Raw genomic sequence first — 20,793 nt, forward strand, 5'->3', positions numbered from 1 at the left:
CGTCGGGGGATCGGGCGCGCTGCGCCGTTCGGGGTAGCGGGGCGACTCGCCGATGGCGTGTTCGGTGGCCCACAATGATCCCGCGTACCCGTGTGGGCGGCGAACGGGTTCCGGGAGCCGCCCGGCGGGTGTGCAACGCGCCGGTAACGGTGTGGTGGGATGCTCGGGAGCGTACCCGGAGCGGACCGTTGCCCGGTCCTCGCCGCGGACGGCCTGACCAGCGAAGATGGGTGAATGGCGACGATGGACAAGCAGCAGGAATTTGTACTCCGGACGCTTGAGGAGCGGGACATCCGCTTCGTCAGACTGTGGTTCACCGACGTGCTGGGCTTCCTGAAGTCCGTCGCCGTGGCCCCCGCCGAGTTGGAGCAGGCGTTCGAGGAGGGCATCGGGTTCGACGGTTCGGCGATCGAGGGCTTCGCCCGGGTCTACGAGTCGGACATGATCGCCAAGCCGGCGCCGAGCACGTTCCAGATCCTGCCGTGGCGGGCGGAGGCGCCGGGCACCGCGCGGATGTTCTGCGACATCCTGATGCCGGACGGCTCGCCCTCGTACGCCGATCCGCGCTATGTGCTCAAGCGCATGTTGTCGAAGACGTCGGACCTCGGGTTCACCTTCTACACGCATCCCGAGATCGAGTTCTTCCTGTTGAAGGACAAGCCGGTGGACGGCACGCGGCCGACGCCCGCGGACTCGTCGGGCTACTTCGACCACACTCCGCAGAACGTCGGCATGGACTTCCGCCGGCAGGCGATCACGATGCTGGAGTCGATGGGCATCTCGGTGGAGTTCTCGCACCACGAGGGAGCGCCGGGCCAGCAGGAGATCGACCTGCGGTACGCGGACGCGCTGGCGACGGCCGACAACATCATGACGTTCCGGCTGGTGATGAAGCAGGTCGCGCTGGAGCAGGGTGTGCACGCGACGTTCATGCCGAAGCCGTTCTCCGAGCACCCGGGCTCCGGGATGCACACGCACCTGTCCCTCTTCGAGGGGGACCGGAACGCCTTCCACGAGTCGGGGGCGGAGTACCAGCTGTCGAAGGTGGGCCGGTCCTTCATCGCCGGGCTGCTGCGGTACGCCGGTGAGATCTCCGCCGTCACCAACCAGTGGGTCAACTCCTACAAGCGGATCTGGGGCGGCACGCAGCGCACCGCGGGCGCCGGCGGCGAGGCGCCGTCGTACATCTGCTGGGGCCACAACAACCGGTCCGCCCTGATCCGCGTCCCGATGTACAAGCCGGGGAAGATCGGTTCGACGCGGATCGAGGTGCGCTCGCTGGACTCCGGCGCCAATCCGTACCTGGCGTACGCGGTGCTCCTGGCGGCCGGGCTCAAGGGCGTCGAGGAGGGCTTCGAGCTTCCGCCGGGCGCCGAGGACGACGTGTGGGCGCTCAGCGACTCGGAGCGGAGGGCGCTCGGCATCTCCCCGCTGCCGCAGAACCTCGGCGAGGCGATCGACCTGATGGAGCGCAGCGAGCTGGTCGCCGAGACACTGGGCGAGCACGTCTTCGACTTCTTCCTCCGCAACAAGCGGCAGGAGTGGGAGGAGTACCGTTCCGAGGTCACCGCGTTCGAGCTGCGGAAGTCCCTTCCCGTCCTGTGATGCGGCCGCCCTCAGTGACGCCCCCGCACGACGGTCCCGCGCACGACGCGAACGACGGGCCGCCCGCACAGCCGGCCGGAGGCGCCGGAGGCCGCCGCAGCAGCACGCATCGGCGGCTGCTGCGGTACGGCTTCGGTGATCCGGCCACCGCGGCGCGGCTGCTCGCCACCCCGGAGCTGGGCGAACTCGCCTTCGACACCGGGCTGTTGGACGCACTCGGCGGTACCGCCGACCCGGACCAGGCGTTGCTCGGCCTGGTCCGGTTGGTGGAGGCGCAGCCCGGTGACGGCGACCGGCGCGAGTTGGTCGCCACGGTCCGGGCGGCGAAGCCGCTGCGGGACCGGCTGCTCGGGGTGCTCGGCGCCTCCGAGGCGCTGGGCGACCACCTCACCCGCCACCCGGAGGACTGGCGGACGCTCAGCACGTACGAGCGCACCGACCTGCACCCGGGCGTGGCGGAGTTCGAGGAGCAGTTGGCCGACGCCGACACTCCGGACGCGCTGCGGATCGCCTACCGCCGCGGGCTGCTGATGATCGCCGCCCGCGACGTGTGCGGCACGACCGGTTTCCCGGAGGCGGCGGCCGAACTCGCCGACCTGGCCACCGCCACCCTCCGGCGGGCGCTGCGTATCGCCGAGAGCGAGGCGCCCGAGGACGCCCGGGCCTGCCGGCTCGCGGTCATCGGCATGGGCAAGTGCGGCGGCCGGGAGCTGAACTACGTCTCCGACGTGGACGTCATCTTTGTCGCCGAGCCGACCGAGACAGGCGGGGACGTCGACGAGGGCCGGGCCGTGCAGGCGGCGATCCGGCTCGCCTCCCGCATGATGCGGGTCTGTTCGGACACCACCGCGCAGGGCACCATCTGGCCGGTTGATGCCAACCTCCGCCCGGAGGGGCGCAACGGGCCGCTGGTGCGGACGCTCAGCAGTCATCTCGCCTACTACCAGCGGTGGGCGAAGACCTGGGAGTTCCAGGCGTTGCTGAAGGCGCGCCCGGTGGCCGGGGACGCGGCGCTCGGCCAGAGCTACGTCGACGCGCTCGCGCCGATGGTCTGGCAGGCCTCCCAGCGGGAGAACTTCGTGCCGGACGTGCAGCGGATGCGGCGGCGCGTCATCGACAACATCCCGCTCGGGCAGGTCGAAAGGGAACTGAAGCTCGGGCCCGGCGGGCTGCGGGACGTGGAGTTCGCCGTGCAGCTCCTGCAGCTCGTGCACGGGCGCGCGGACCGCACGCTGCGCAGCTCCACCACCCTGGAGGCGCTGGCCGCGCTGGCTGCCGGGGGATACGTGGGCCGGCAGGACGCCGCCGCGCTCGCGGAGTCCTACGACTTCCTGCGCACGGTCGAGCACCGCATCCAACTGCACCGGCTGCGCCGCACCCATCTGATGCCGGAGGACGAGGCCGATCTGCGCCGGCTGGGACGGTCGTTGGGCTTCCGCAGCGAACCCGTCACCGAGCTCACCCGCGCCTGGAAGCGGCACACCTCGGTGGTGCGCCGCCTCCACGAGAAGATCTTCTACCGTCCGCTGCTCGACGCCGTCGCCCAACTCGCCCCGGGCGAGACCCGGTTGAGTACGGACGCGGCACGCGAGCGGCTGGTGGCGCTCGGCTACGCCGACCCGGCCGGCGCGCTGCGCCACCTGGAGGCGCTGGCCTCCGGCGTCAGCCGCAAGGCGGCCATCCAACGCACTCTGCTGCCCGTCCTGTTGGGCTGGTTCGCGGACTCCGCCGATCCGGACGCCGGGCTGCTGAACTTCCGCAAGGTCTCCGACGCCCTCGGCAACACCCCCTGGTATCTGCGGCTGCTGCGCGACGAGGGCGCGGCGGCGGAGAACCTCGCCCGGGTGCTGTCGGCGGGGCGGCTCGCGCCGGATCTGCTGCTGCGCGCCCCCGAAGCGGTCGCGCTGCTCGGGGACCGGGCCGGGCTGGAGCCGCGTGACCGGGCCGCGCTGACCCAGGAGGTGCTGGCCGCCGTCGGCCGCGCCGACAGCGCGGAGGCCGCCGTCGCCGCCGCGCGCGGCGTACGCCGCCGGGAGCTGTTCCGCACGGCCGCCGCCGACCTCATCGACGCCTACGGCACCGAGGGCGCCGAGCCGCACCAGGACCCGGCCGCCACCGTCGACCGGGTCGGCGACGCGATCTCCGACGTCAGCGCCGCCGCCGTCGCCGGCACCCTGCGCGCCGCCACCCGGGAGCGCTGGGGCGACACCCTGCCGACGCGGTTCGCGGTGATCGGCATGGGCCGCTTCGGCGGCCGGGAGATGGGCTACGGCTCCGACGCCGACGTGCTGTTCGTCCACGAGCCGAGGCCCGGCGCCGACGAGAAGGAGGCCGCCGACGCGGCCTTCGCGATCGCCGGGGAGATGCAGCGGCTGCTGCGGCTGCCCAGCACCGACCCGCCGCTGCTGCTCGACGCCGACCTCCGTCCGGAGGGCCGGTCGGGGCCGCTGGTGCGCAGCCTCGCCGGGTACGAGGCGTACTACCGGCGTTGGGCGCAGGCCTGGGAGAGCCAGGCCCTGCTGCGCGCCGAGCCGGTCGCCGGGGACGAGGAGCTGGGCCGCCGCTTCGTCGAACTGATCGATCCGCTGCGGTATCCGGCGGCCGGGCTCGGCGACGACGCGGTCCGGGAGATCCGGCGGTTGAAGGCGCGGATGGAGAGCGAGCGGCTGCCGCGCGGCGCCGACCCCACCACCCACGCCAAGCTGGGCAGGGGCGGCCTCTCGGACGTCGAGTGGACCGTGCAGCTGCTCCAGCTCCGGCACGGGCACGAGATCCCGGAGCTGCGCACCACCCGCACCCGGCGGGCGCTCGCCGCGGCCCGGCGGGCGGAGCTGCTGTCGGAGGCGGACGCGGAGGTGCTGGACGAGGCGTGGGTGCTGGCTACGCGGGTGCGGAACGCGGCCATGCTGGTCAGGGGCCGCCCGGGGGACACGTTCCCGTCGGAGCCGCGTGAACTGGCCGCCGTCGGCCGCTATCTGGGACACGAGCCGCTGGACGCCGGGGACCCGGCGGAATCGGCCGGGTCCGCCGGGGCGCGTGGGCGCGGGGCGGGTGGTGAGGCGCTGGAGGCGTACCGGCGCACGACGCGTCGCGCGCGGGCGGTGGTGGACCGGTTGTTCTACGACGCCTGACGGCGGCGTGCGAGCGAGACGACGCGCCCCCGCCCGACGAGCGTCGGGCGGGGGCGCGTCGACGTGTCGGTCAGGGTGCCGCGGCCACCGGGCGTGACCGGGCCGGCTCGTCGTCGGCAGGCGGCGCGTCGGAGCCGCCTTCCGGCTTCGGGAGCGGCGCGGCGGCGGGCTCGGCCTCGGCGGCGGGCTCGGCCTCGGGAAGGCCGTCGGCGGCGGTACGGGGCAGCTGGGCAGCCTCCACCGGCAGCCGGTGGACGTGCGCCCGGTACCACCACTTCGCCACCGCGAAGCCGAAGGCCAGGCAGAGCAGGCCGCCCACGGCGTCCAGCCAGAAGTGGTTTCCGGTGGCGACGATCACCACGAGCGTGGCCACCGGGTACAGCACGCCCAGCGCCCGTACCCAGGTGCGGCGGGCGAGCAGCAGCAGGATCACCCCGCACCACGCGGACCAGCCGATGTGCATGGAGGGCATGGCGGCGAACTGGTTGGAGACGTTCGCCATGTCGCCGGAAGCCATCGACCCCCAGGTGCCGTGCACTATCACCGTGTCGACGAACTCGGCGCCGTCGAACAGCCGGGGCGGGGCGAGCGGGAAGAAGTAGTAGCCGACGAGCGCGACGGCGGTGGTGGCGAACAGCACCGTGCGGGCGGCGCCGTAGCGGCCGGGCTGGCGGCGGTAGAGCCACACCAGTACGCCGATCGTCACGACGAAGTGCAGCGTGGCGTAGTAGTAGTTCATCCCGACTATCAACCAGGTGATCTTGTTGATCGAGTGGTTGACGGTCTGCTCGAAGGCCAGGCCGAGGGTCTGCTGGAAGTCCCACACCCACTGCGCGTGGCGCTGGGCGACGGCCTCGTGCTCGGGCACCGCGTTGCGGATGAGCGAGTACACCCAGTAGCTGACCGCGATCAGCGCGATCTCGAACCAGATGCGTGGCCGCCTCGGACCTTGCGGCCGTCGCAACAGGGTACGGAGGGGCTGCGGCCGAGCCCTGCGTTCGTCCTGAGGAGTCGCAGTGCTCACCCGTTCTTCACCCTCGCTACGTGTGGTCGGTGCCCCCATGACGGGTCAGTCTGCCAGACGCGGGGAGGCCACCGATCATCCTCCAGGTGGGTTCCGCCGACGTCACAATCGTCCCTGAGTGCCACACGCGCCCCGCCGGGCGGACGCGGGCTCAGGCCCGCGCGGCGGCCGTGGAGCCGCGCACGACCAGTTCCGGGAGGAAGACGAACTCGGTGTGCGGGGCGGGGGTGCCGCCGATCTCCTCCAACAGGGCCCGGACGGCGGCCTGCCCCATGGCGGTGACCGGCTGCCTGATCGTGGTCAGCGGCGGGTCGGTGAACGCTATGAGCGGGGAGTCGTCGAAGCCGATCACGGAGACGTCGGCGGGGACGGAGAGGCCGCGTTCGCGGACCGCGCGCACGGCGCCGAGCGCCATCATGTCGCTGGCGCAGACGATCGCCGTGCAGCCGCGGTCCAGCAGCGCGGACGTCGCGGCCTGGCCGCCCTCCAGGGTGAACAGGGAGTGCTGGACGTGCGCGTGGGCGCTCTCCTCGGAGTGGCCGAGCCGTTCCTGGAGCGCGGCCAGGAAGCCCTCGACCTTGCGCAGCACGGGCACGAACCGGGAGGGGCCGACGGCCAGCCCGACCCGGTGGTGGCCGAGGGAGGCGAGGTGGCTGACGGCCAGCCGCATCGCGGTGCGGTCGTCGGGGGAGACGAACGGCGCCCGCACGTGCGGGGAGAAGCCGTTGATCAGTACGAACGGCACGCCCTGGCCGCGCAGCTTCTCGTAGCGCTGCATGTCGGCGGTGGTGTCGGCGTGCAGTCCCGAGACGAAGATGATGCCGGCGACGCCGCGTTCGACGAGCATCTCCGTCAGCTCGTCCTCCGTCGACCCGCCCGGGGTCTGGGTGGCGAGTACGGGCGTGTAGCCCTGCCGGGTGAGCCCCTGGGAGATGACCTGGGCGAACGCCGGGAAGATCGGGTTCTCCAGCTCGGGGGTGATCAGCCCCACCAGGCCGGCGCTGCGTCGGCGCAGCCTGGCGGGGCGCTCGTAGCCCAGCAGGTCGAGTGCGGCAAGGACGGACTCGCGGGTGGCAGCGGCGACGCCCGGCTTGCCGTTCAGGACACGGCTGACCGTCGCTTCGCTGACCCCCGCCTGGGCTGCGATGTCAGCTAGCCGTGCGGTCACGAGTAGGGACTGTACCGGTAGCGCGGCGCAGTGCCTACCGGGAGTTGCCGCCGGTGGCGCAGCGTCCCCGCCGCGGGTGCCCGCGGGTGTGGCGGTCAGCCGTCGAGGCGGTACTCCGGGAGCAGGGTGGCGCGCCACTCCTCGGCGGTGGCCCGCATGCCCTCCCTCGGGGTCTCCTCGCCGCGCAGGATGGCCGTCCAGTGCGGCTGGTAGGTGGCGAAGAGTTCGGCGCTCTGCGGCAGCGTGATGCGCGGTACGGCCTTGGTGTGCGCGAAGTAGAAGGAGTTGCGCACCGGGTCGGAGAGCACCGCGCGGCTGTACGCGGACTTGCGGGTGGGCAGCAGGCCGAGTTCCAGGGCGGCGCGCTCCTGCTGCGCGGCGGCGGTCATGTAGCCGACGAAGGCCTCCGCGGCCTCGCGGTGCTCGGTGTCCTTGCTGATGACGAGGTTGTGGCCGCCGGTGGGGGAGCCGGCGGTGCCGGTGGATCCGGCCGGCAGGGGGGCGATGCCGAGGTTCTCCCGCTTGCGGAAGGCGCTGCCGGAGAAGACGTCGGCGGTCGCCCAGGGGCCGTTGATGATCATGGCGACCTCGCCGGTCTTGAACGCGGTCTGCATGGCGCCGTAGGCGTCCTCGGCCGGCGGTTTGCGGGCGGCGCCGGAGGTCACGAGGTCGGCGGCGGTCTCCGCGCCGCGTACGGCGGCGGCCCCGGCGACGGTGATGGCCGAGCGGCCGGGGTCGACGAGGTCGGTCTCCTCGCCGTAGAGGAAGGGGAGCGAGAAGTAGCCGTCGGTGTTGAGGGCGAGGCCGTCGGCGCCGGTGGCGTCCTTGATCTTGGCGGCGGCGTCCTTGAGTTCCTTCCACGTCGACGGCGGGCGGCCGATGCCGGCCTTCTCGAAGAGGTCGCGGTTGTAGAGGAGTGCGAGCGGGTCGGTGACCTGCGGCACGCCGTAGACGCGGTCCTCGTGGGTGACGCTGGCGGTGGTGGTCTCCAGGAAGTCGTCGGCCTCGCCGAGGGCGGGGGAGTCGGTGAGGTCGGCGAGGTAGCCCTTGCCGACGAAGCCGGCGGTCCAGCCGACGTCGGCGCGCAGCACGTCGGGCACCCCGCTACCCGCCTTCTGGGCCTTGACGTAACGTTCCTGCGCCTCGAAGAAGTCAACCTGCACGTAGTCGACCTTGACCTTCGGGTGGTCCTTCTCGAAGGCCGACACCAGCTTGCGGAACAGCGGGGACTCCGACTCCCCCGAGGTGTCCCACCAGGTCACGGTGCCCGAGACCCGGGAGGCCGCGTCCGCCCGGCTCTCGGCGTCCTCGCCCGCGCCGCAGCCGGTGGCCGCGAGCCCCAGGCACACCGAGACGGCCATCGCCAGTGTGCCCGTTATGCCGCGCCGCATGCGGTTCCTCCTTGATCGAGCATGATCAACAGGTTGATCGTGTTGTACGTAGAGCGCCGCGAACGTAGCAGGAGTGCAAGCCCTTGCGGAAGCCGTCGCAAGATGGCTTGCAGAAATTTGCGGCAAGGTCTTTCGGATTGGTTGCGGCCCTGTTAACTTCCTCGTCAGCCCGGCGCCGCGACTGCGCGGCCCGTGAGGGAACAGTTACAGACCCCTCGAATCGGGCGTATCACCCTTGGAGGACTCTCATCATGCGGCGTGGCATAGGGATCACCGCACTGGTTGCGGCGCTGGCGCTTTCGGTAACGGCTTGCGGCTCGGACGACGACAAGCAGGACAAGGGCTCCGGCGAGCTGTCGGGCACCATCACCTTCTGGGACACCTCGAACGACGCCGAGAAGGCCGTCTACAAGAAGATCGCCGAGGACTTCACCAAGCTGCACCCCAAGGTGAAGGTCAAGCACGTAAGCGTCGACTTCGGCGAGGCCAACAACAAGTTCAAGAACGCCGCGCCGGGCAAGGGCGGCGGCGCCCCCGACGTGATGCGCACCGAGGTCGCCTGGGTCGCGGACTTCGCCAACCTCGACTACCTCGCCCCGCTGGACGGCACCCCGGCCATCGAGGACCAGGACGACTACCTGCCGACCGCCTGGGGAAGCACCCAGTTCAACGGCAAGACCTACGCCGTGCCGCAGGTCACCGACACGCTCGCGCTCTTCTACAACAAGAAGCTCCTGAAGGAAGCCGGCGTCGAGGTCCCGCAGTCGCTCGAGGACGTCAAGAAGTCCGCCAAGAAGATCAAGGACAAGACCGGCGCCACCGCCCTCTACCTGCGCGGCGACGACCCGTACTGGTTCCTGCCCTACCTCTACGGCGAGGGCGGCGACATGCTCGACGCCGACGCCAAGAAGGTCACCATCGACCAGGAGGCGGGCGTCAAGGCGTTCGCCGCGATGAAGGACCTCGTCGACTCCAAGGCCGCCCTCACCGACCTCACCGACGGCTGGGACAACGGCCAGACCGCGTTCAAGAACGGCGACGTGGCCATGATGATCAACGGCCCGTGGGCGATCGAGGACTCGCTGTCCGGCAAGCAGTTCAAGGACAAGGGCAACCTCGGCGTCGCCGCCGTCCCGGCCGGCTCCAAGGCCCAGGGCGCCCCGCAGGGCGGCTGGAACCTCTCCGTCTACGCCGGCTCCCGCAACCTCGACGCCTCCTACGAGTTCGTCAAGTACATGAGCTCGCCCGAGGTGCAGCAGCGCACCACCGAGGAACTGAGCCTGCTGCCCACCCGCAAGTCGGTGTACGACGTCGACTCCGTCAAGAAGAACGAGATGGTCCAGTTCTTCAAGCCCGCGGTCGACAAGGCCGTCGAGCGCCCCTGGATCGCCGAGGGCAACTCGCTCTTCGAGCCCATCAAGGTCTCCCAGCACGAGGTCCTGGCCGGCACCACCTCGCCGAAGGACGCCGCCAAGAAGGCCGGCGACGCCTACCGCAAGATCCTCAAGGACTGGAAGTAAGGACCGGCGGAACCGACAGCCGACCTGACTGGGAAGGACAACCGGCCACATGGCACGGACCATGAAGTCGGAGGCGAAGGCCGCCGGGGGACCTGACACCCCCGGCGGCCCCCGCCGCACCGGCACGCGAGGCGAGACCGCACCCGGCCCGCTGCGCAGGGCGCTCGCCACCCACTGGTACGCCTGGACGATGATCGCCCCGGTGGTCATCGTGGTGGCCGTCATCATCGGCTACCCGCTCGGCCGCGGAGTCTGGCTCTCGCTGACGAACGCCGACGAGTCCAACGTCGAGCGCACCATCGGCGCCAACACCATCGAGGCCACCTACGAGTTCGTCGGCCTCGACAACTACACCGCGATCCTCACCGACACGGTGTTCTGGAGCCGGCTGGGCTGGACGGTGCTGTGGACCGTCGCCTGCGTGAGCATCACGTTCACCATCGGGCTCACGCTGGCCAACATGCTCAACCGCAAGCTGCGCGGACGCGCCCTTTACCGCGTCCTGCTCATCCTGCCGTGGGGCATCCCCGCCTTCGTCTCGGTGTTCGCCTGGCGGCTGCTGTTCAACGAGCGCAACGGCCTGCTCAACAACGTGCTGAACGGCGGCGGCATCGACTCGATCGCCTGGCTCGGCGACCCGACCTGGGCGAAGGTCTCCGTCATCGCGGTGAACGTCTGGCTCGGCGTGCCGTTCATGCTGGTCGCCACACTCGGCGCCCTCCAGTCCATCCCCGGCGAGCTGTACGAGGCGGCCGAGATGGACGGCGCCGGACCCTGGCAGCGGTTCCGCAACATCACCATGCCCGGCATCCGCGCCGTCAGCTCCACGGTGATCCTGCTGAGCACCATCTGGACCTTCAACATGTTCCCGGTCATCTACCTGCTCACCAGGGGCGGACCGGGCGACTCCTCGGAGATCCTGGTGACCTACGCCTTCCGGCTCGCCTTCCTCAACAGCCCCCGCGACTTCGCGTCCTCGGCCGCCTGGGGTGTGCTCATCCTGCTGCTGCTCGTCGCCTTCGCCGTGGGCTACCGCCGTGTACTCCGCAAGCAGGGAGAGGTGTGGTGAGCGACATGAACCCGCGACAGACCGCCCAGGCCCCGGCCGCCACAGGACCGGCGGCCACCACCGAAGGACCGACCGTGCCGCCCGCCGCCACCGCCTCCCCGGCGCCCACCGCCGCCGGCACCCCGGCCGTACCGCCGCGCCGCCCCCGCCGGAACGACGGCGGCGGCCTGCGCGACCGGCGCGGCCCGCTGGCCTCCCTCGGGCTGCACCTCGGTCTGATCGTCGCCGCCGTGATCGCCGTCTTCCCCCCGCTGTGGCTGGTCGTCACCTCGTTCAAGCCCAAGACGGACGCCTTCACCCTCGACATCGTCAAGAACTTCACGTTCGAGAACTACAAGCACGTCCTCGCCGACACCCACTTCCTCGACTGGTTCGGCAACTCCGTGGTCGTCGTGCTCGGCACCACCGTGCTCGGCGTGCTCATCTCCTCCACCACCGGCTACGCGCTCAGCCGCTTCCGCTTCCCGGGCATGCGGCCGCTGATGTGGACCCTGCTGATCACCCAGATGTTCCCCATGGCGGTGCTGATCGTGCCGCTGTACAACCTCATGGCGACGCTCGGCCTGCTCAACCAGCCGGTCGGCCTGATCGTCACCTACCTCACCATCGCCGTGCCGTTCTGCGCCTGGATGATGAAGGGCTTCTTCGACACCATCCCCGTCTCCATCGACGAGTCGGGACGGGTCGACGGGCTCACCCCCTTCGGCACGTTCTGGCGCCTGGTGATGCCGCTGGCCAAGCCCGGCCTCGCCGTCACCGGCTTCTACACCTTCGTCACCGCCTGGGCCGAGGTCGCCTACGCCACCGCGTTCATGACCGGCGAGGAGAACCTGACCCTCGCCGGCGGCCTCCAGACGTTCGTCAACCAGTACTCGGCGGACTGGGGATCGATGACGGCCGCCGCCGTGATCATCGCCGTGCCGGCCGCGCTGGTCTTCGGCTTCGCACAGCGCTACCTGGTCTCCGGAATGACAGCGGGCGCGGTCAAGTCCTGACCTGCCCGCGCCCCCCACGCAAGCCATACCGACCGCGACCAACCCGCGACCAACAGGGAAGACATGACACAGCATCTCGCCGCATCCGCCACCCGAGCTGACGCACCCACCAGGCGCAGAAGCCCGGGCTGGTGGCGCGACGCCGTCATCTACCAGGTCTACCCGCGCTCCTTCGCCGACGGGAACGGCGACGGCATGGGCGACCTGCCCGGTATCCGCCGCCGCCTTCCCTACCTGGCCGAACTCGGCGTCGACGCCGTCTGGCTCAGCCCGTTCTACGCCTCCCCGCAGGCGGACGCCGGCTACGACGTCTCCGACTACCGCGCCATCGACCCGATGTTCGGCGACCTGCACGACGCCGACGCCCTGATCCGCGAGGCCCACGACCTGGGCCTGAAGATCATCGTCGACCTGGTGCCCAACCACTCCTCCGACCAGCACGAGTGGTTCCAGCAGGCGCTGCGGGAGGGCCCCGGCTCCCCGCTGCGCGACCGCTACCACTTCCTTCCCGGCAAGGGCGAGAGCGGTGAACTCCCGCCCAACGACTGGGAGTCCATCTTCGGCGGCCCCGCCTGGACCCGCACCACGAACCCCGACGGCACCCCCGGCGAGTGGTACCTGCACCTCTTCGCCCCCGAACAGCCCGACTTCAACTGGGAGAACGAGGCCGTCCGGGACGAGTTCCGGTCCGTGCTGCGCTTCTGGCTCGACATGGGCGTCGACGGCTTCCGTATCGACGTCGCCCACGGCCTGGTCAAGGCCGCCGGCCTGCCCGACATGGGCCGCAGCGGCCAACTCAAGCTGCTCGGCAACCAGGTGCTGCCCTTCTTCGACCAGGACGGCGTCCACGAGATCTACCGCTCCTGGCGGAGGATCCTCGAGGAGTACGGCGGCCAGCGCATCGGCGTCGCCGAGGCCTGGACGCCCAGCGCCGAACGCACCGCCCTCTACCTGCGCCCCGACGAGCTGCACCAGGCGTTCAACTTCCACTACCTGGGCACCGGCTGGGACGCGGCGGCCCTGCGCGACGCCATCGACGAGTCGCTGGACTCCATGCGCCCGGTCGGCGCCGCCACCACCTGGGTGCTGTCCAACCACGACGTCGTCCGGCACCGCACCCGGCTCGGCGGCGGCCTCGACCGGGCCCGCGCCGCGACGCTGCTGATGCTGGCACTTCCCGGCTCCGCCTACGTCTACCAGGGCGAGGAACTCGGCCTGCCCGAGGTCGTCGACCTGCCCGACGAGGTGCGCCAGGACCCCTCGTTCTTCAAGGACAACGGCCAGGACGGACTCCGCGACGGCTGCCGGGTGCCGATCCCGTGGACCGTCGACGGTCCCTCCCACGGCTTCGGCGACGGCGGCAGCTGGCTGCCGCAGCCCACCGCCTGGGGCGAGCTGAGCGTGCAGGCGCAGACCGGCGACGTCGACTCCACCCTGGAGATGTACCGCACCGCGCTGCGCGTCCGGCGCGAGCACCCGGACCTCGGCGCCGGCGACGCGGTCCGCTGGCTCGACGCCCCCGAGGGCGTACTGGCCTTCCGGCGTGGCGACTTCGTCTGCGTGGCCAACACCGCGCCGCACGAGGCCGACCTCTCCGGCCACCCGGAGCTGCGGCCGGGCGCCGACGGCCGCGTCCTGCTGGCCAGCCGCCGGCACGACGGCGAACTCACCACGCTTCCCGGCGACTTCGTGGTGTGGTGGACCGCGTGACGACCGCCGACGCCGCGCCCCCGACCGCTCCGGCCGTCGGGGGCCCGGCCGTCGCCGGAGGCCCGTCGACGGCGCGCCTGGCGGACATCGCCGCGCAGGCGTCCGTCAGCGAGGCCACCGTCAGCCGCGTACTCAACGGCCGTACGGGCGTGGCGTCGGCCACCCGGCAGAAGGTGCTCGCCGCCCTCGACGTGCTCGGCTACGAGCGGCCGGTCCGGCTGCGACAGCGCAGCGCCGGACTGATCGGCCTGGTCATACCCGAGTTGACCAACCCGATCTTCCCCGCGTTCGCGCAGGTCATCGAACAGGCGCTGTCCGGCTACGGCTACACGCCCGTCCTCGGCACCCACATGCCGGGCGGCGCCACCGAGGACGAACTCGTCGACCAGCTCGTGGAACGCGGCGTCACCGGCATCATCTTCCTCTCCGGTCTGCACGCCGACGTCACCGCCGACCCCGCGCGCTACGACCGGCTCAGCGGCCAGGGCGTGCCGTTCGTCCTGGTCAACGGCTACAACGAGCGGATCAGCGCGCCCTTCGTCTCACCCGACGACCGGGCCGCCGCCAGGATCGCCGTCCGGCACCTGGCCGACCTCGGGCACCGCCGCATCGGCCTCGCCGTCGGACCCAGCCGCTTTGTTCCCGCCCGCCGCAAGGCGGAGGGCTTCGCGGCCGCGCTGGAGGAGACCGGCGTCTCCGGCGTCATCCAGCACACCCTGTTCACCGTCGAGGGCGGCCACGCCGCCGGCGGCGCGCTGCTCGACCAGGGCTGCACGGGCATCGTCTGCGGCAGCGACCTGATGGCGCTGGGAGCCGTACGCGCCGCCCGGGGGCGGGGACTGGACGTGCCGGGCGACCTGTCCGTCGTCGGCTACGACGACTCCGAGCTCATCGCCTTCACCGACCCGCCGCTGACCACCGTCCGGCAGCCGGTGCGGGCCATGGCGCACGCCGCCGTCCAGTCGCTGCTGGAGGAGATCGGCGGCAACCCGGTGCCGCGCGCCGAGTTCGTGTTCCAGCCGGAGCTGGTGGTGCGCGGCTCCACCGCGCAGCCGCGGCCGGCGTAGGGCGTGCGGGAGGTCGGGACGGGGGAGCCCCGACCTCCCGCACGACCCGGCTACGGCCGGTCGCGCCTCACTCGCAGGGATCGACGTCCGGCGGCGGCGTCGGGCCGGTCGTCCGCCACAGCGTCTTCGACAGCGCCCTGATCCACGAACCGTCGTTGTGCGAGCGGCGGATCGCCGTCGAGACGAAGTGGCACATCTCCGTGTTGCCGTGCCCGTACCCCACGCCGTACCGCTCGATGGTGAACGGCTCGCCGACCACCTTCAGCTTCTCCGGGTCGTCGGCGGCGAAGCCGAGCAGGATCGCGCCGTCGGTGGTCACCGCGTCGACCGTGCCGCTCCCCAGCCGGTCCACGCACTGCTTGTAGGTGCTCGCCGGGGACGGCAGCGCGCCGTACTCCTTCTCCACCTTCGCCAGCGACGTGCTGCCCGTCGCCGCGCAGACCCGCTTGCCCGACAGGTCCTCCGGGCCCTTGATGTTCGTGTTGTCCTTGCGGACCAGCAGCTGCTGCCCGGTCTCGTAGTACGGCCCGGCCATGCCGACCAGCTTCCGCCGCTCGTCGGTGATCGAGTACGACGCCACGACGAGGTCGACCTTGCGGTCCCGGATCAGGGACTCGCGGTCCTTGGAGACCGCCTCGACCCAGGTGATCTTCTCCGGCGGAATGCCCATCCGCCCCGCGATGATCTTGGCGATCTCCACGTCGAAGCCCTCGGGCTCCTCCGCACCCTTCTTGAGGTAACCGACGTTCGGCTGGTCGAACTTCACCCCGATCCGGATCGTCCCGGCCTTCTTCAGCCCGGCCATCGTGCTGCCGGCCGGGTGCGTCGCCTCGCCGTCGACCCTGACGGCGGGCTTGTCGTCCCCGCCCAGGTACCCGCAGCCCGACACCGCGAGTACCGCGCCCAGCGCGACACCACACAGGGCGCTCCGCATCGATACGGCCATGGCTGTTCTCCACGTTCTCTTGCCGCCGGGCGCGCGGGGGTGGCGTACGCGCCGGCTGTTTTCGTCCGGCAGAGATTACGTGGCGGAGAGCAGCGGTAGGTCTCCGCAAGGTCACGGATTGTGCGTACTGACGGTTAACCCGACCACATGTCGTGCTTGCCCGCCGGTGTCCCGTCGAGGATCGACAAAAGTCGGGTCACGAACTCGCCGAAGGCGCCGTCCAGCGGCTCCTGCGCGATGATCCGTCGCACCAGGGCGGCGGTCTCGTCGTCCGTGGTGGCGGTGACCACGGCCAACGCCATGAAGTCGTGCACGAGTTGGAGCTGCAGCTCCTCGCGCGGGATGCGCCGGCCCTCCAGCCAGGTCAGCGCGGTCGTCTCGGCCAGACCCACCCAGGAGCGGATCACCAGCTCCAGCCTCGGCCCGGGCGCGTCCAGCTCCAGGTGCAGCAGCATCTGCTCGTAGGCCTTCCGCCGCACCTCGTCGATCACCGCGCCGGTACCCGGCGAACCGATCGCGCCGCCGCCGCGGAGCAGCGCGGAGAAGCCGGGCCCGTGCTCGGCGACGAAGTCGAAGTACCGGCCCATCACCCGGGCGAGCCGCGCGCCGAGCGGGCCCTCGGGCGGTTCGACGAACCGCGCCGTCAGCTCCTCCGCCGCCACCCGCACCGCCGCCTCGTACAGGCTGTGCTTGCCGGGGAAGTAGTGGTACACCAGCGGCCTGGAGATACCGGCCGCACCGGCGATGTCGTCGATCGAGACCTCGTCGGGGGAGCGGCGGCTGAACAGCTCCAGCGCCACGGCGATGAGCTGCCGCCGCCGCTCCTCCACTCCCATCCTGCGGCGCGCCCCGGTCGTCATGTCCCCATCGTATGGGGGCGAGTCGGGGCTGTTCGACAGGCCGGCTCAGAGATCCAGGACCAGGTTCCCGCCCTGGGAGCGGGAGACGCAGATCAGCATGGAGTCACCGCGTTCGCCGTCCGTCAGCAGCTCGTCGCGGTGGTCGATCTCGCCCGCCACGACGGTCTGCTGGCAGGTCCCGCAGAAGCCCTGCTCGCACGAGTACGGCAGGTTCGGCAGCGCCTGCGCGCGGATCGCGGCGAGCACGGTGGTGTCGGCGTCCACCTTCACGGTCCGGCCGGTGCGGCGCAGCTCCACCTCGAACGAGGTGTCGCCGGTCGCGCCCGGGCGGGTGGCCGGGCCGGGGGAGAACCGCTCCAGGTGCAGCCCGCCGCCCGGCGCGCGCTCCGCGCACAGCTCGCTGACCGCGTCCATCAGCGGGTCGGGCCCGCAGCAGTAGACCGCCGCCTCCCGCGGCGCCCCGGTGAGCGCCGCCGCGACGTCCGGCAGGCCCGCCTCGTCCTCGGGCACCACCAGCAGCCGCTCGTCCGCCGCGCCGCCCGACTGCTCGGCCAGCGCCGCGAGTTCGGGCAGGAACGGCATCGTGGCGCGGCTGCGGCCGCCGTACACCAGCCGCCACGGCAGCCCGGCGGCGGCCACCGCGCGGACCATCGGCAGCAGCGGCGTGATGCCGATGCCCCCGGCGACGAACAGGTAGGCGGGCGCGTCGACGAGCGGGAACCGGTTGCGCGGCCCGCGCACCTCGACCTCCGTCGCCTCGTACAGCTGCTCGTGCACCTCCCTCGAACCGCCACGGCCGTCGGGTACCAGGCGGGTGGCGATGGTGTAGGTGTCGGCCTCGGCCGGGTCCCCGCACAGCGAGTACTGCCGTACCAGGCCGGAAGGCAGGACCACGTCGATGTGCGCGCCCGGTTCCCAGTCCGGCAGGGCGCCCCGGTCGCCGGTGAGCCGCAGCATCACCACGTCCTCGGCGGGGGTGGTGCGTTCGGCGACCTGGAGGGCGAAGCCCTGCGGGCGTTCCCGCTCCACGCCCGAGACGGGTTCGGGCAGGGCCGGCATCGGCCACAGCGGCGAGCGTTCGACGCGGCGCCCGAGGGCTCGCTTGACCAGGATCGCGGCGCCCGCCGCGGCGGCGACGGTGAGCAGTCGGCGCATGCTGTCAGACTCCCTTGTGGTGGTTCACGGCCTCGGGCGTCCGGCCGTTGGCGCCGGGGGAGGCGGCGAGGTAGGCGACCGCCCGGGCGAGGTCGCCCTCCTGCGAGGGGTGGTAGTCGCGTCCCAGGTAGCCGGGGATCGAGCGCAGCAGCGCGCCCGTCGTGGGCAGGACGCCCTCCCGGCCGCCGCGCACGAACTGCCGCACGCTGGCCCTGCCGTCGCTCAGCAGCGGGTCGTTCTCCATGAAGAAGCGGACCCCGCGCTGCCACAGGAAGACCAGCGCGCCGAACGCCACCGCCCAGGTGCGCGCCCGGCGGCGGTAGTCGCCGTCGAGGTGGGTGAAGAGGTCGAAGGCCACCGCACGGTGCTCGACCTCCTCGGCGCCGTGCCAACGCAGCAGGTCGAGCATCACCGGGTCGGCGCCGCGTTCGTCCAGCGCCTCGGCGCCCAGCACCCAGTCGCCGAGGAACGCGGTGTAGTGCTCGATCGCGGCGATCAGCGCCACCCGTTCCAGCAGCCACCAGCGGCGGGCCCGGCCGGGCGGGAACGTGCGGTCGCCCAGCAGCTTCTCGAACATCCAGTCCACCTGCGCGGTGTACGGGGTGGGGTCCAGGCCGAGCGCGCGGAGCCGGGGCAGTACGTCGTCGTGCGCCCGGGAGTGCACGGCCTCCTGGCCGATGAAGCCGATGACGTCCGCCCGCAGCCTCTCGTCGCGGATGAGCGGCAGCGCCTGCTTGTAGACGTGCACGAACCAGCGTTCGCCGGCCGGCAGCAGCAGGTGCAGCACGTTGATGGTGTGCGTGGTGGAGGGATCGCCGGGGATCCAGTGCAGCGGCGTCGCGGACCAGTCGAAGGAGACGTCACGCGCCCGGAGTTCGACGCGTGTGGTGTCCTCCGCCGTCGACGGGGCCGGCTTCTCGGCGGCCTTGTTAGACATGGTGTCAGCGTACTGGCGGGTTCGCCGCTGACAAGAGGCGTGCACACGAAAAATCCGGGAGGGCCCCAGCGCCCTCCCGGATTCGTGCCGCTGCCAGCCGCGTCCCGCCTACTTCAGCGGGCCGAACTCCTCGCCGTCCGCCGTGCGCGCGCTGAGCTCGGCCTTCGCGCCCTGCTCCGCCGGCGCCACCAGCAGCCGCCGGTCCGCGCTCGCCGTCACCCCGCCGGACGCGGTGATGGACGCCACACCCCGGCTGCCGACGCCGATCAGGTACCACTTGTCGGTCGGCGACTTCCACAGCGCACCGGCCAGCACCTTCGGATCACGCGGCCCGCAGGCCGCCGTGTCCGTCGCCCGGCCCACCACCGCGGCCGCCGCGGGCCGGCCGTCGGCGGCCGGCGGCAGGAAGTGCGACAGCGCCTGCCCGCCCGCACCACGCCAGGTCTCCGCCCGCGTACACAGCCAGGCCGCCCCGCCGCCGCCCTCCGGCAGCTGGTGGCGGCCGAACTCCCAGGAGTTCACCGCCCGCACACCCTGCGCCGCGAGCAGCGGGAACTGGCAGGCGGAACGCGCCAGCACCGCCCGCGCCCGCGTCGACACCGCGTCCTGCGGCGCCTCGTCCGGCGCGCCGAACGTCAACCGGGCCGGTGTCAGCTCGCCCAGGTCGCTCAACAGGTACGGCTGGCCCTCGCCGCGTGCCGTCACCCGCAGCGCGGGCCAGGTCTCGCAGGTGTCCCGGCCCAGCGGCGGCCCCTGGACCGGGTCGGTGATGCCGTCGTCGCCGATGCCGACCTCGGTGCCGTCGTCGGCCGGCCGCAGCAGATCGACCGTCACCAGCTTCTCCACCCAGGGGCCGGTCAGATAGCGGGCGTTGCCGTCACTGCGGGTCAGCAGCACCATGCTCGCGCCGGCCGTGTCGGCGGCGTCGGTCCGGGCGAAGTCCAGTCCGACCACGCCCTTCTTGCCGCCCGCCGGCTCGGCGTACCGGACGACGCGCAGCCCGTCGTGGAAGACCACCAGCGAGGCGCCGTCCACCTCGCCCGCGTACAGCAGCTGCGGCGGCCCGGCCGCCGGACCCGGCGCCGTACCGGGCGTCGCCGTGACGTTCACCTGCCCGCCCGGGCGCGCCCACACCGCCAGCGCCCGCCGCAGCAGGGCCTTGTCCCCGACCAGTTCACCGCGCGCCGGCCACACCGAGAAGTCCGCCCGCGAGGACGTCTTCCACGCCCCGTCCTTCACCGACGCCAGACGCTCCGGGTCCATGGCCCGCTGTGCCGCCGGGTTCTGCGCGTAGGCCGGCGCCGCCGCCCCCTGCGGCCCCCAGCCGTCGCCCGGCAGTCCGAGCAGCACCCCGCACACCGCCAGCGCTGCCACCGCCACCAACGCCGCCCGGCCGTGCTGCCTGCGGCGCATCAGATCCGTCGGGCGGGCCTTGAGCACACACGGGTCGAACTCCACCGACGCCAGCGGCGACCGGTCCTGGCTGCCCGCCGGCAGCCGCACCTCGTCCGCCTCGTCCAGCGCGTCGTCCGGATCGTCGACACCGGCCGCCTCCAGCAGGTCGAACACGTCGTCGTCGTTCAGACCCTCCGCCGTCCGCAGCGCGAACGCCGCCCGGCCCTCCTCCGAGCAACCCGACAGCGCTCCCTCCAGCGCCGCGTCGTCCTCGCCCGTACCGCGCGGCAGCAGCCGCAGCCCCATCGCCCGGGGCAGCAGCGGCCGCGGCCGCGGCCCCCGCCCCAGCCGCACCGGGCCCAACCGCCACGGCCGCTGCGCCGCCAGCGCCCCGCACACCACCCGCAGCCGCACGTACGTGTAGCCGGACTCCGGAGCCGGGCCGCCCGGCGCGCGCTGCACCGGCAGATCCGGCGCCTGCGCAGCCCGGCCCCTGGGCAGCGCGCGCTGCACCACCGCGTGCGCGGTCAGCACCCGTCGCTGCCGCCCGAGCGTCGCGGGCAGGATCAGATACGCGAGCCGTACCAGCCGCGGGTAGTGCTCGACGAGCACCGCCTCGGCCTGCTCGACGGGAACGGGGCCGGACTCGGCCATGGGCTCGGCCCGGCGCGGAACGTCGGAGGTCACATCTGTAGGGGCCACGTTGAGCAGAACGAGTGAACCCCGAGTTGGTCACCTGTCGCCCAGAAGTGAACCCGCTCGTGGCGCGCCGGGAGCAGGGGCGCGAGTGGCACGTGGGGCGGGAGGCGACCAGGGGCTG

Annotated in this window: 15 protein-coding genes; 7 read left to right on the plus strand and 8 right to left on the minus strand. The window is 72.2% G+C overall.

Annotated features, from left to right (window positions below; genetic code table 11):
- Positions 1-243: 243 nt before the first annotated feature.
- Both glnA2 and FNX44_RS09655 read left to right on the plus strand, forming a co-directional pair.
- Positions 244-1,605 (plus strand): gamma-glutamylpolyamine synthetase GlnA2, encoded by a 1,362-nt coding sequence (gene glnA2, locus FNX44_RS09650; RefSeq protein ID WP_143647615.1) that lies wholly within the window; start codon positions 244-246, stop codon positions 1,603-1,605.
- Positions 1,605-4,736, plus strand: coding sequence for a bifunctional [glutamine synthetase] adenylyltransferase/[glutamine synthetase]-adenylyl-L-tyrosine phosphorylase (locus FNX44_RS09655; RefSeq protein WP_143647602.1), 3,132 nt, complete (start codon positions 1,605-1,607; stop codon positions 4,734-4,736). Before glnA2 ends, FNX44_RS09655 begins: the two co-directional genes overlap by 1 nt.
- Positions 4,737-4,806: 70 nt before the next feature.
- Here FNX44_RS09655 and FNX44_RS09660 read toward each other — a convergent pair whose 3' ends face one another.
- The 3 genes from FNX44_RS09660 to FNX44_RS09670 form a co-directional block, all read right to left on the minus strand.
- Positions 4,807-5,799 (minus strand): phosphatase PAP2 family protein, encoded by a 993-nt coding sequence (locus FNX44_RS09660; RefSeq protein WP_143647603.1) that lies wholly within the window; start codon positions 5,797-5,799, stop codon positions 4,807-4,809.
- A 112-nt stretch (positions 5,800-5,911) separates the two neighbouring features.
- On the minus strand, positions 5,912-6,928 hold the full coding sequence (locus FNX44_RS09665; RefSeq protein ID WP_143647604.1) for a LacI family DNA-binding transcriptional regulator: 1,017 nt from the start codon (positions 6,926-6,928) through the stop codon (positions 5,912-5,914).
- A gap of 95 nt (positions 6,929-7,023) precedes the next feature.
- A complete protein-coding gene (locus FNX44_RS09670; RefSeq protein WP_143647605.1) occupies positions 7,024-8,319 on the minus strand; it encodes an extracellular solute-binding protein in 1,296 nt (431 codons plus the stop codon).
- A gap of 251 nt (positions 8,320-8,570) precedes the next feature.
- On the opposite strand from FNX44_RS09670, the gene FNX44_RS09675 reads away from it, so the two are divergent.
- The 5 genes from FNX44_RS09675 to FNX44_RS09695 all read left to right on the plus strand — a co-directional run bounded on the left by FNX44_RS09675 (position 8,571) and on the right by FNX44_RS09695 (position 14,680).
- The gene (locus FNX44_RS09675) at positions 8,571-9,839 is read left to right on the plus strand and encodes an extracellular solute-binding protein (RefSeq protein ID WP_143647606.1); all 1,269 of its coding nucleotides are present in this window, start codon (positions 8,571-8,573) and stop codon (positions 9,837-9,839) included.
- A 49-nt stretch (positions 9,840-9,888) separates the two neighbouring features.
- Positions 9,889-10,908: a carbohydrate ABC transporter permease gene (locus FNX44_RS09680; RefSeq protein WP_143647607.1), complete on the plus strand. Its 1,020-nt coding sequence runs from the start codon at positions 9,889-9,891 to the stop codon at positions 10,906-10,908.
- 5 nt (positions 10,909-10,913) lie between these two features.
- On the plus strand, positions 10,914-11,903 hold the full coding sequence (locus FNX44_RS09685) for a sugar ABC transporter permease (RefSeq protein ID WP_143647608.1): 990 nt from the start codon (positions 10,914-10,916) through the stop codon (positions 11,901-11,903).
- A 63-nt stretch (positions 11,904-11,966) separates the two neighbouring features.
- Positions 11,967-13,613 (plus strand): glycoside hydrolase family 13 protein, encoded by a 1,647-nt coding sequence (locus FNX44_RS09690; RefSeq protein WP_143647609.1) that lies wholly within the window; start codon positions 11,967-11,969, stop codon positions 13,611-13,613.
- Positions 13,614-13,690: 77 nt separating this feature from the next.
- The gene (locus FNX44_RS09695; protein WP_153507074.1) at positions 13,691-14,680 is read left to right on the plus strand and encodes a LacI family DNA-binding transcriptional regulator; all 990 of its coding nucleotides are present in this window, start codon (positions 13,691-13,693) and stop codon (positions 14,678-14,680) included.
- Between the two features lie 67 nt (positions 14,681-14,747).
- On the opposite strand, the gene FNX44_RS09700 is transcribed toward FNX44_RS09695, so the two are convergent.
- The 5 genes from FNX44_RS09700 to FNX44_RS09720 all read right to left on the minus strand — a co-directional run bounded on the left by FNX44_RS09700 (position 14,748) and on the right by FNX44_RS09720 (position 20,627).
- Entirely contained in the window at positions 14,748-15,626 is an 879-nt protein-coding gene (locus FNX44_RS09700; RefSeq protein ID WP_143647611.1) for a glutamate ABC transporter substrate-binding protein, read from the minus strand.
- A gap of 134 nt (positions 15,627-15,760) precedes the next feature.
- A complete protein-coding gene (locus FNX44_RS09705) occupies positions 15,761-16,486 on the minus strand; it encodes a TetR/AcrR family transcriptional regulator (protein WP_143647612.1) in 726 nt (241 codons plus the stop codon).
- 45 nt (positions 16,487-16,531) lie between these two features.
- Entirely contained in the window at positions 16,532-17,641 is a 1,110-nt protein-coding gene (locus tag FNX44_RS09710; protein ID WP_143647613.1) for a PDR/VanB family oxidoreductase, read from the minus strand.
- Positions 17,642-17,645: 4 nt separating this feature from the next.
- Positions 17,646-18,578 (minus strand): metal-dependent hydrolase, encoded by a 933-nt coding sequence (locus FNX44_RS09715; RefSeq protein ID WP_143647614.1) that lies wholly within the window; start codon positions 18,576-18,578, stop codon positions 17,646-17,648.
- 108 nt (positions 18,579-18,686) lie between these two features.
- Positions 18,687-20,627 (minus strand): hypothetical protein, encoded by a 1,941-nt coding sequence (locus tag FNX44_RS09720; RefSeq protein ID WP_143647616.1) that lies wholly within the window; start codon positions 20,625-20,627, stop codon positions 18,687-18,689.
- Between the last annotated feature and the right edge of the window lie 166 nt (positions 20,628-20,793).

Origin of the sequence: Streptomyces alkaliterrae, assembly GCF_007097205.2 — a bacterium.
Lineage (GTDB): Bacteria > Actinomycetota > Actinomycetes > Streptomycetales > Streptomycetaceae > Streptomyces > Streptomyces alkaliterrae.

Coding starts and splice junctions, on each gene's coding strand:
- FNX44_RS09670 (WP_143647605.1), bottom strand. CDS start 8,319: ATGCGGCGCGGCATAACGGGCACACTGGCGATGGCCGTCTCGGTGTGC.
- FNX44_RS09705 (WP_143647612.1), bottom strand. CDS start 16,486: ATGACGACCGGGGCGCGCCGCAGGATGGGAGTGGAGGAGCGGCGGCGG.
- FNX44_RS09690 (WP_143647609.1), top strand. CDS start 11,967: ATGACACAGCATCTCGCCGCATCCGCCACCCGAGCTGACGCACCCACC.
- glnA2 (WP_143647615.1), top strand. CDS start 244: ATGGACAAGCAGCAGGAATTTGTACTCCGGACGCTTGAGGAGCGGGAC.
- FNX44_RS09655 (WP_143647602.1), top strand. CDS start 1,605: ATGCGGCCGCCCTCAGTGACGCCCCCGCACGACGGTCCCGCGCACGAC.
- FNX44_RS09680 (WP_143647607.1), top strand. CDS start 9,889: ATGGCACGGACCATGAAGTCGGAGGCGAAGGCCGCCGGGGGACCTGAC.
- FNX44_RS09715 (WP_143647614.1), bottom strand. CDS start 18,578: ATGTCTAACAAGGCCGCCGAGAAGCCGGCCCCGTCGACGGCGGAGGAC.
- FNX44_RS09710 (WP_143647613.1), bottom strand. CDS start 17,641: ATGCGCCGACTGCTCACCGTCGCCGCCGCGGCGGGCGCCGCGATCCTG.
- FNX44_RS09720 (WP_143647616.1), bottom strand. CDS start 20,627: ATGGCCGAGTCCGGCCCCGTTCCCGTCGAGCAGGCCGAGGCGGTGCTC.
- FNX44_RS09700 (WP_143647611.1), bottom strand. CDS start 15,626: ATGGCCGTATCGATGCGGAGCGCCCTGTGTGGTGTCGCGCTGGGCGCG.
- FNX44_RS09685 (WP_143647608.1), top strand. CDS start 10,914: ATGAACCCGCGACAGACCGCCCAGGCCCCGGCCGCCACAGGACCGGCG.
- FNX44_RS09660 (WP_143647603.1), bottom strand. CDS start 5,799: ATGGGGGCACCGACCACACGTAGCGAGGGTGAAGAACGGGTGAGCACT.
- FNX44_RS09675 (WP_143647606.1), top strand. CDS start 8,571: ATGCGGCGTGGCATAGGGATCACCGCACTGGTTGCGGCGCTGGCGCTT.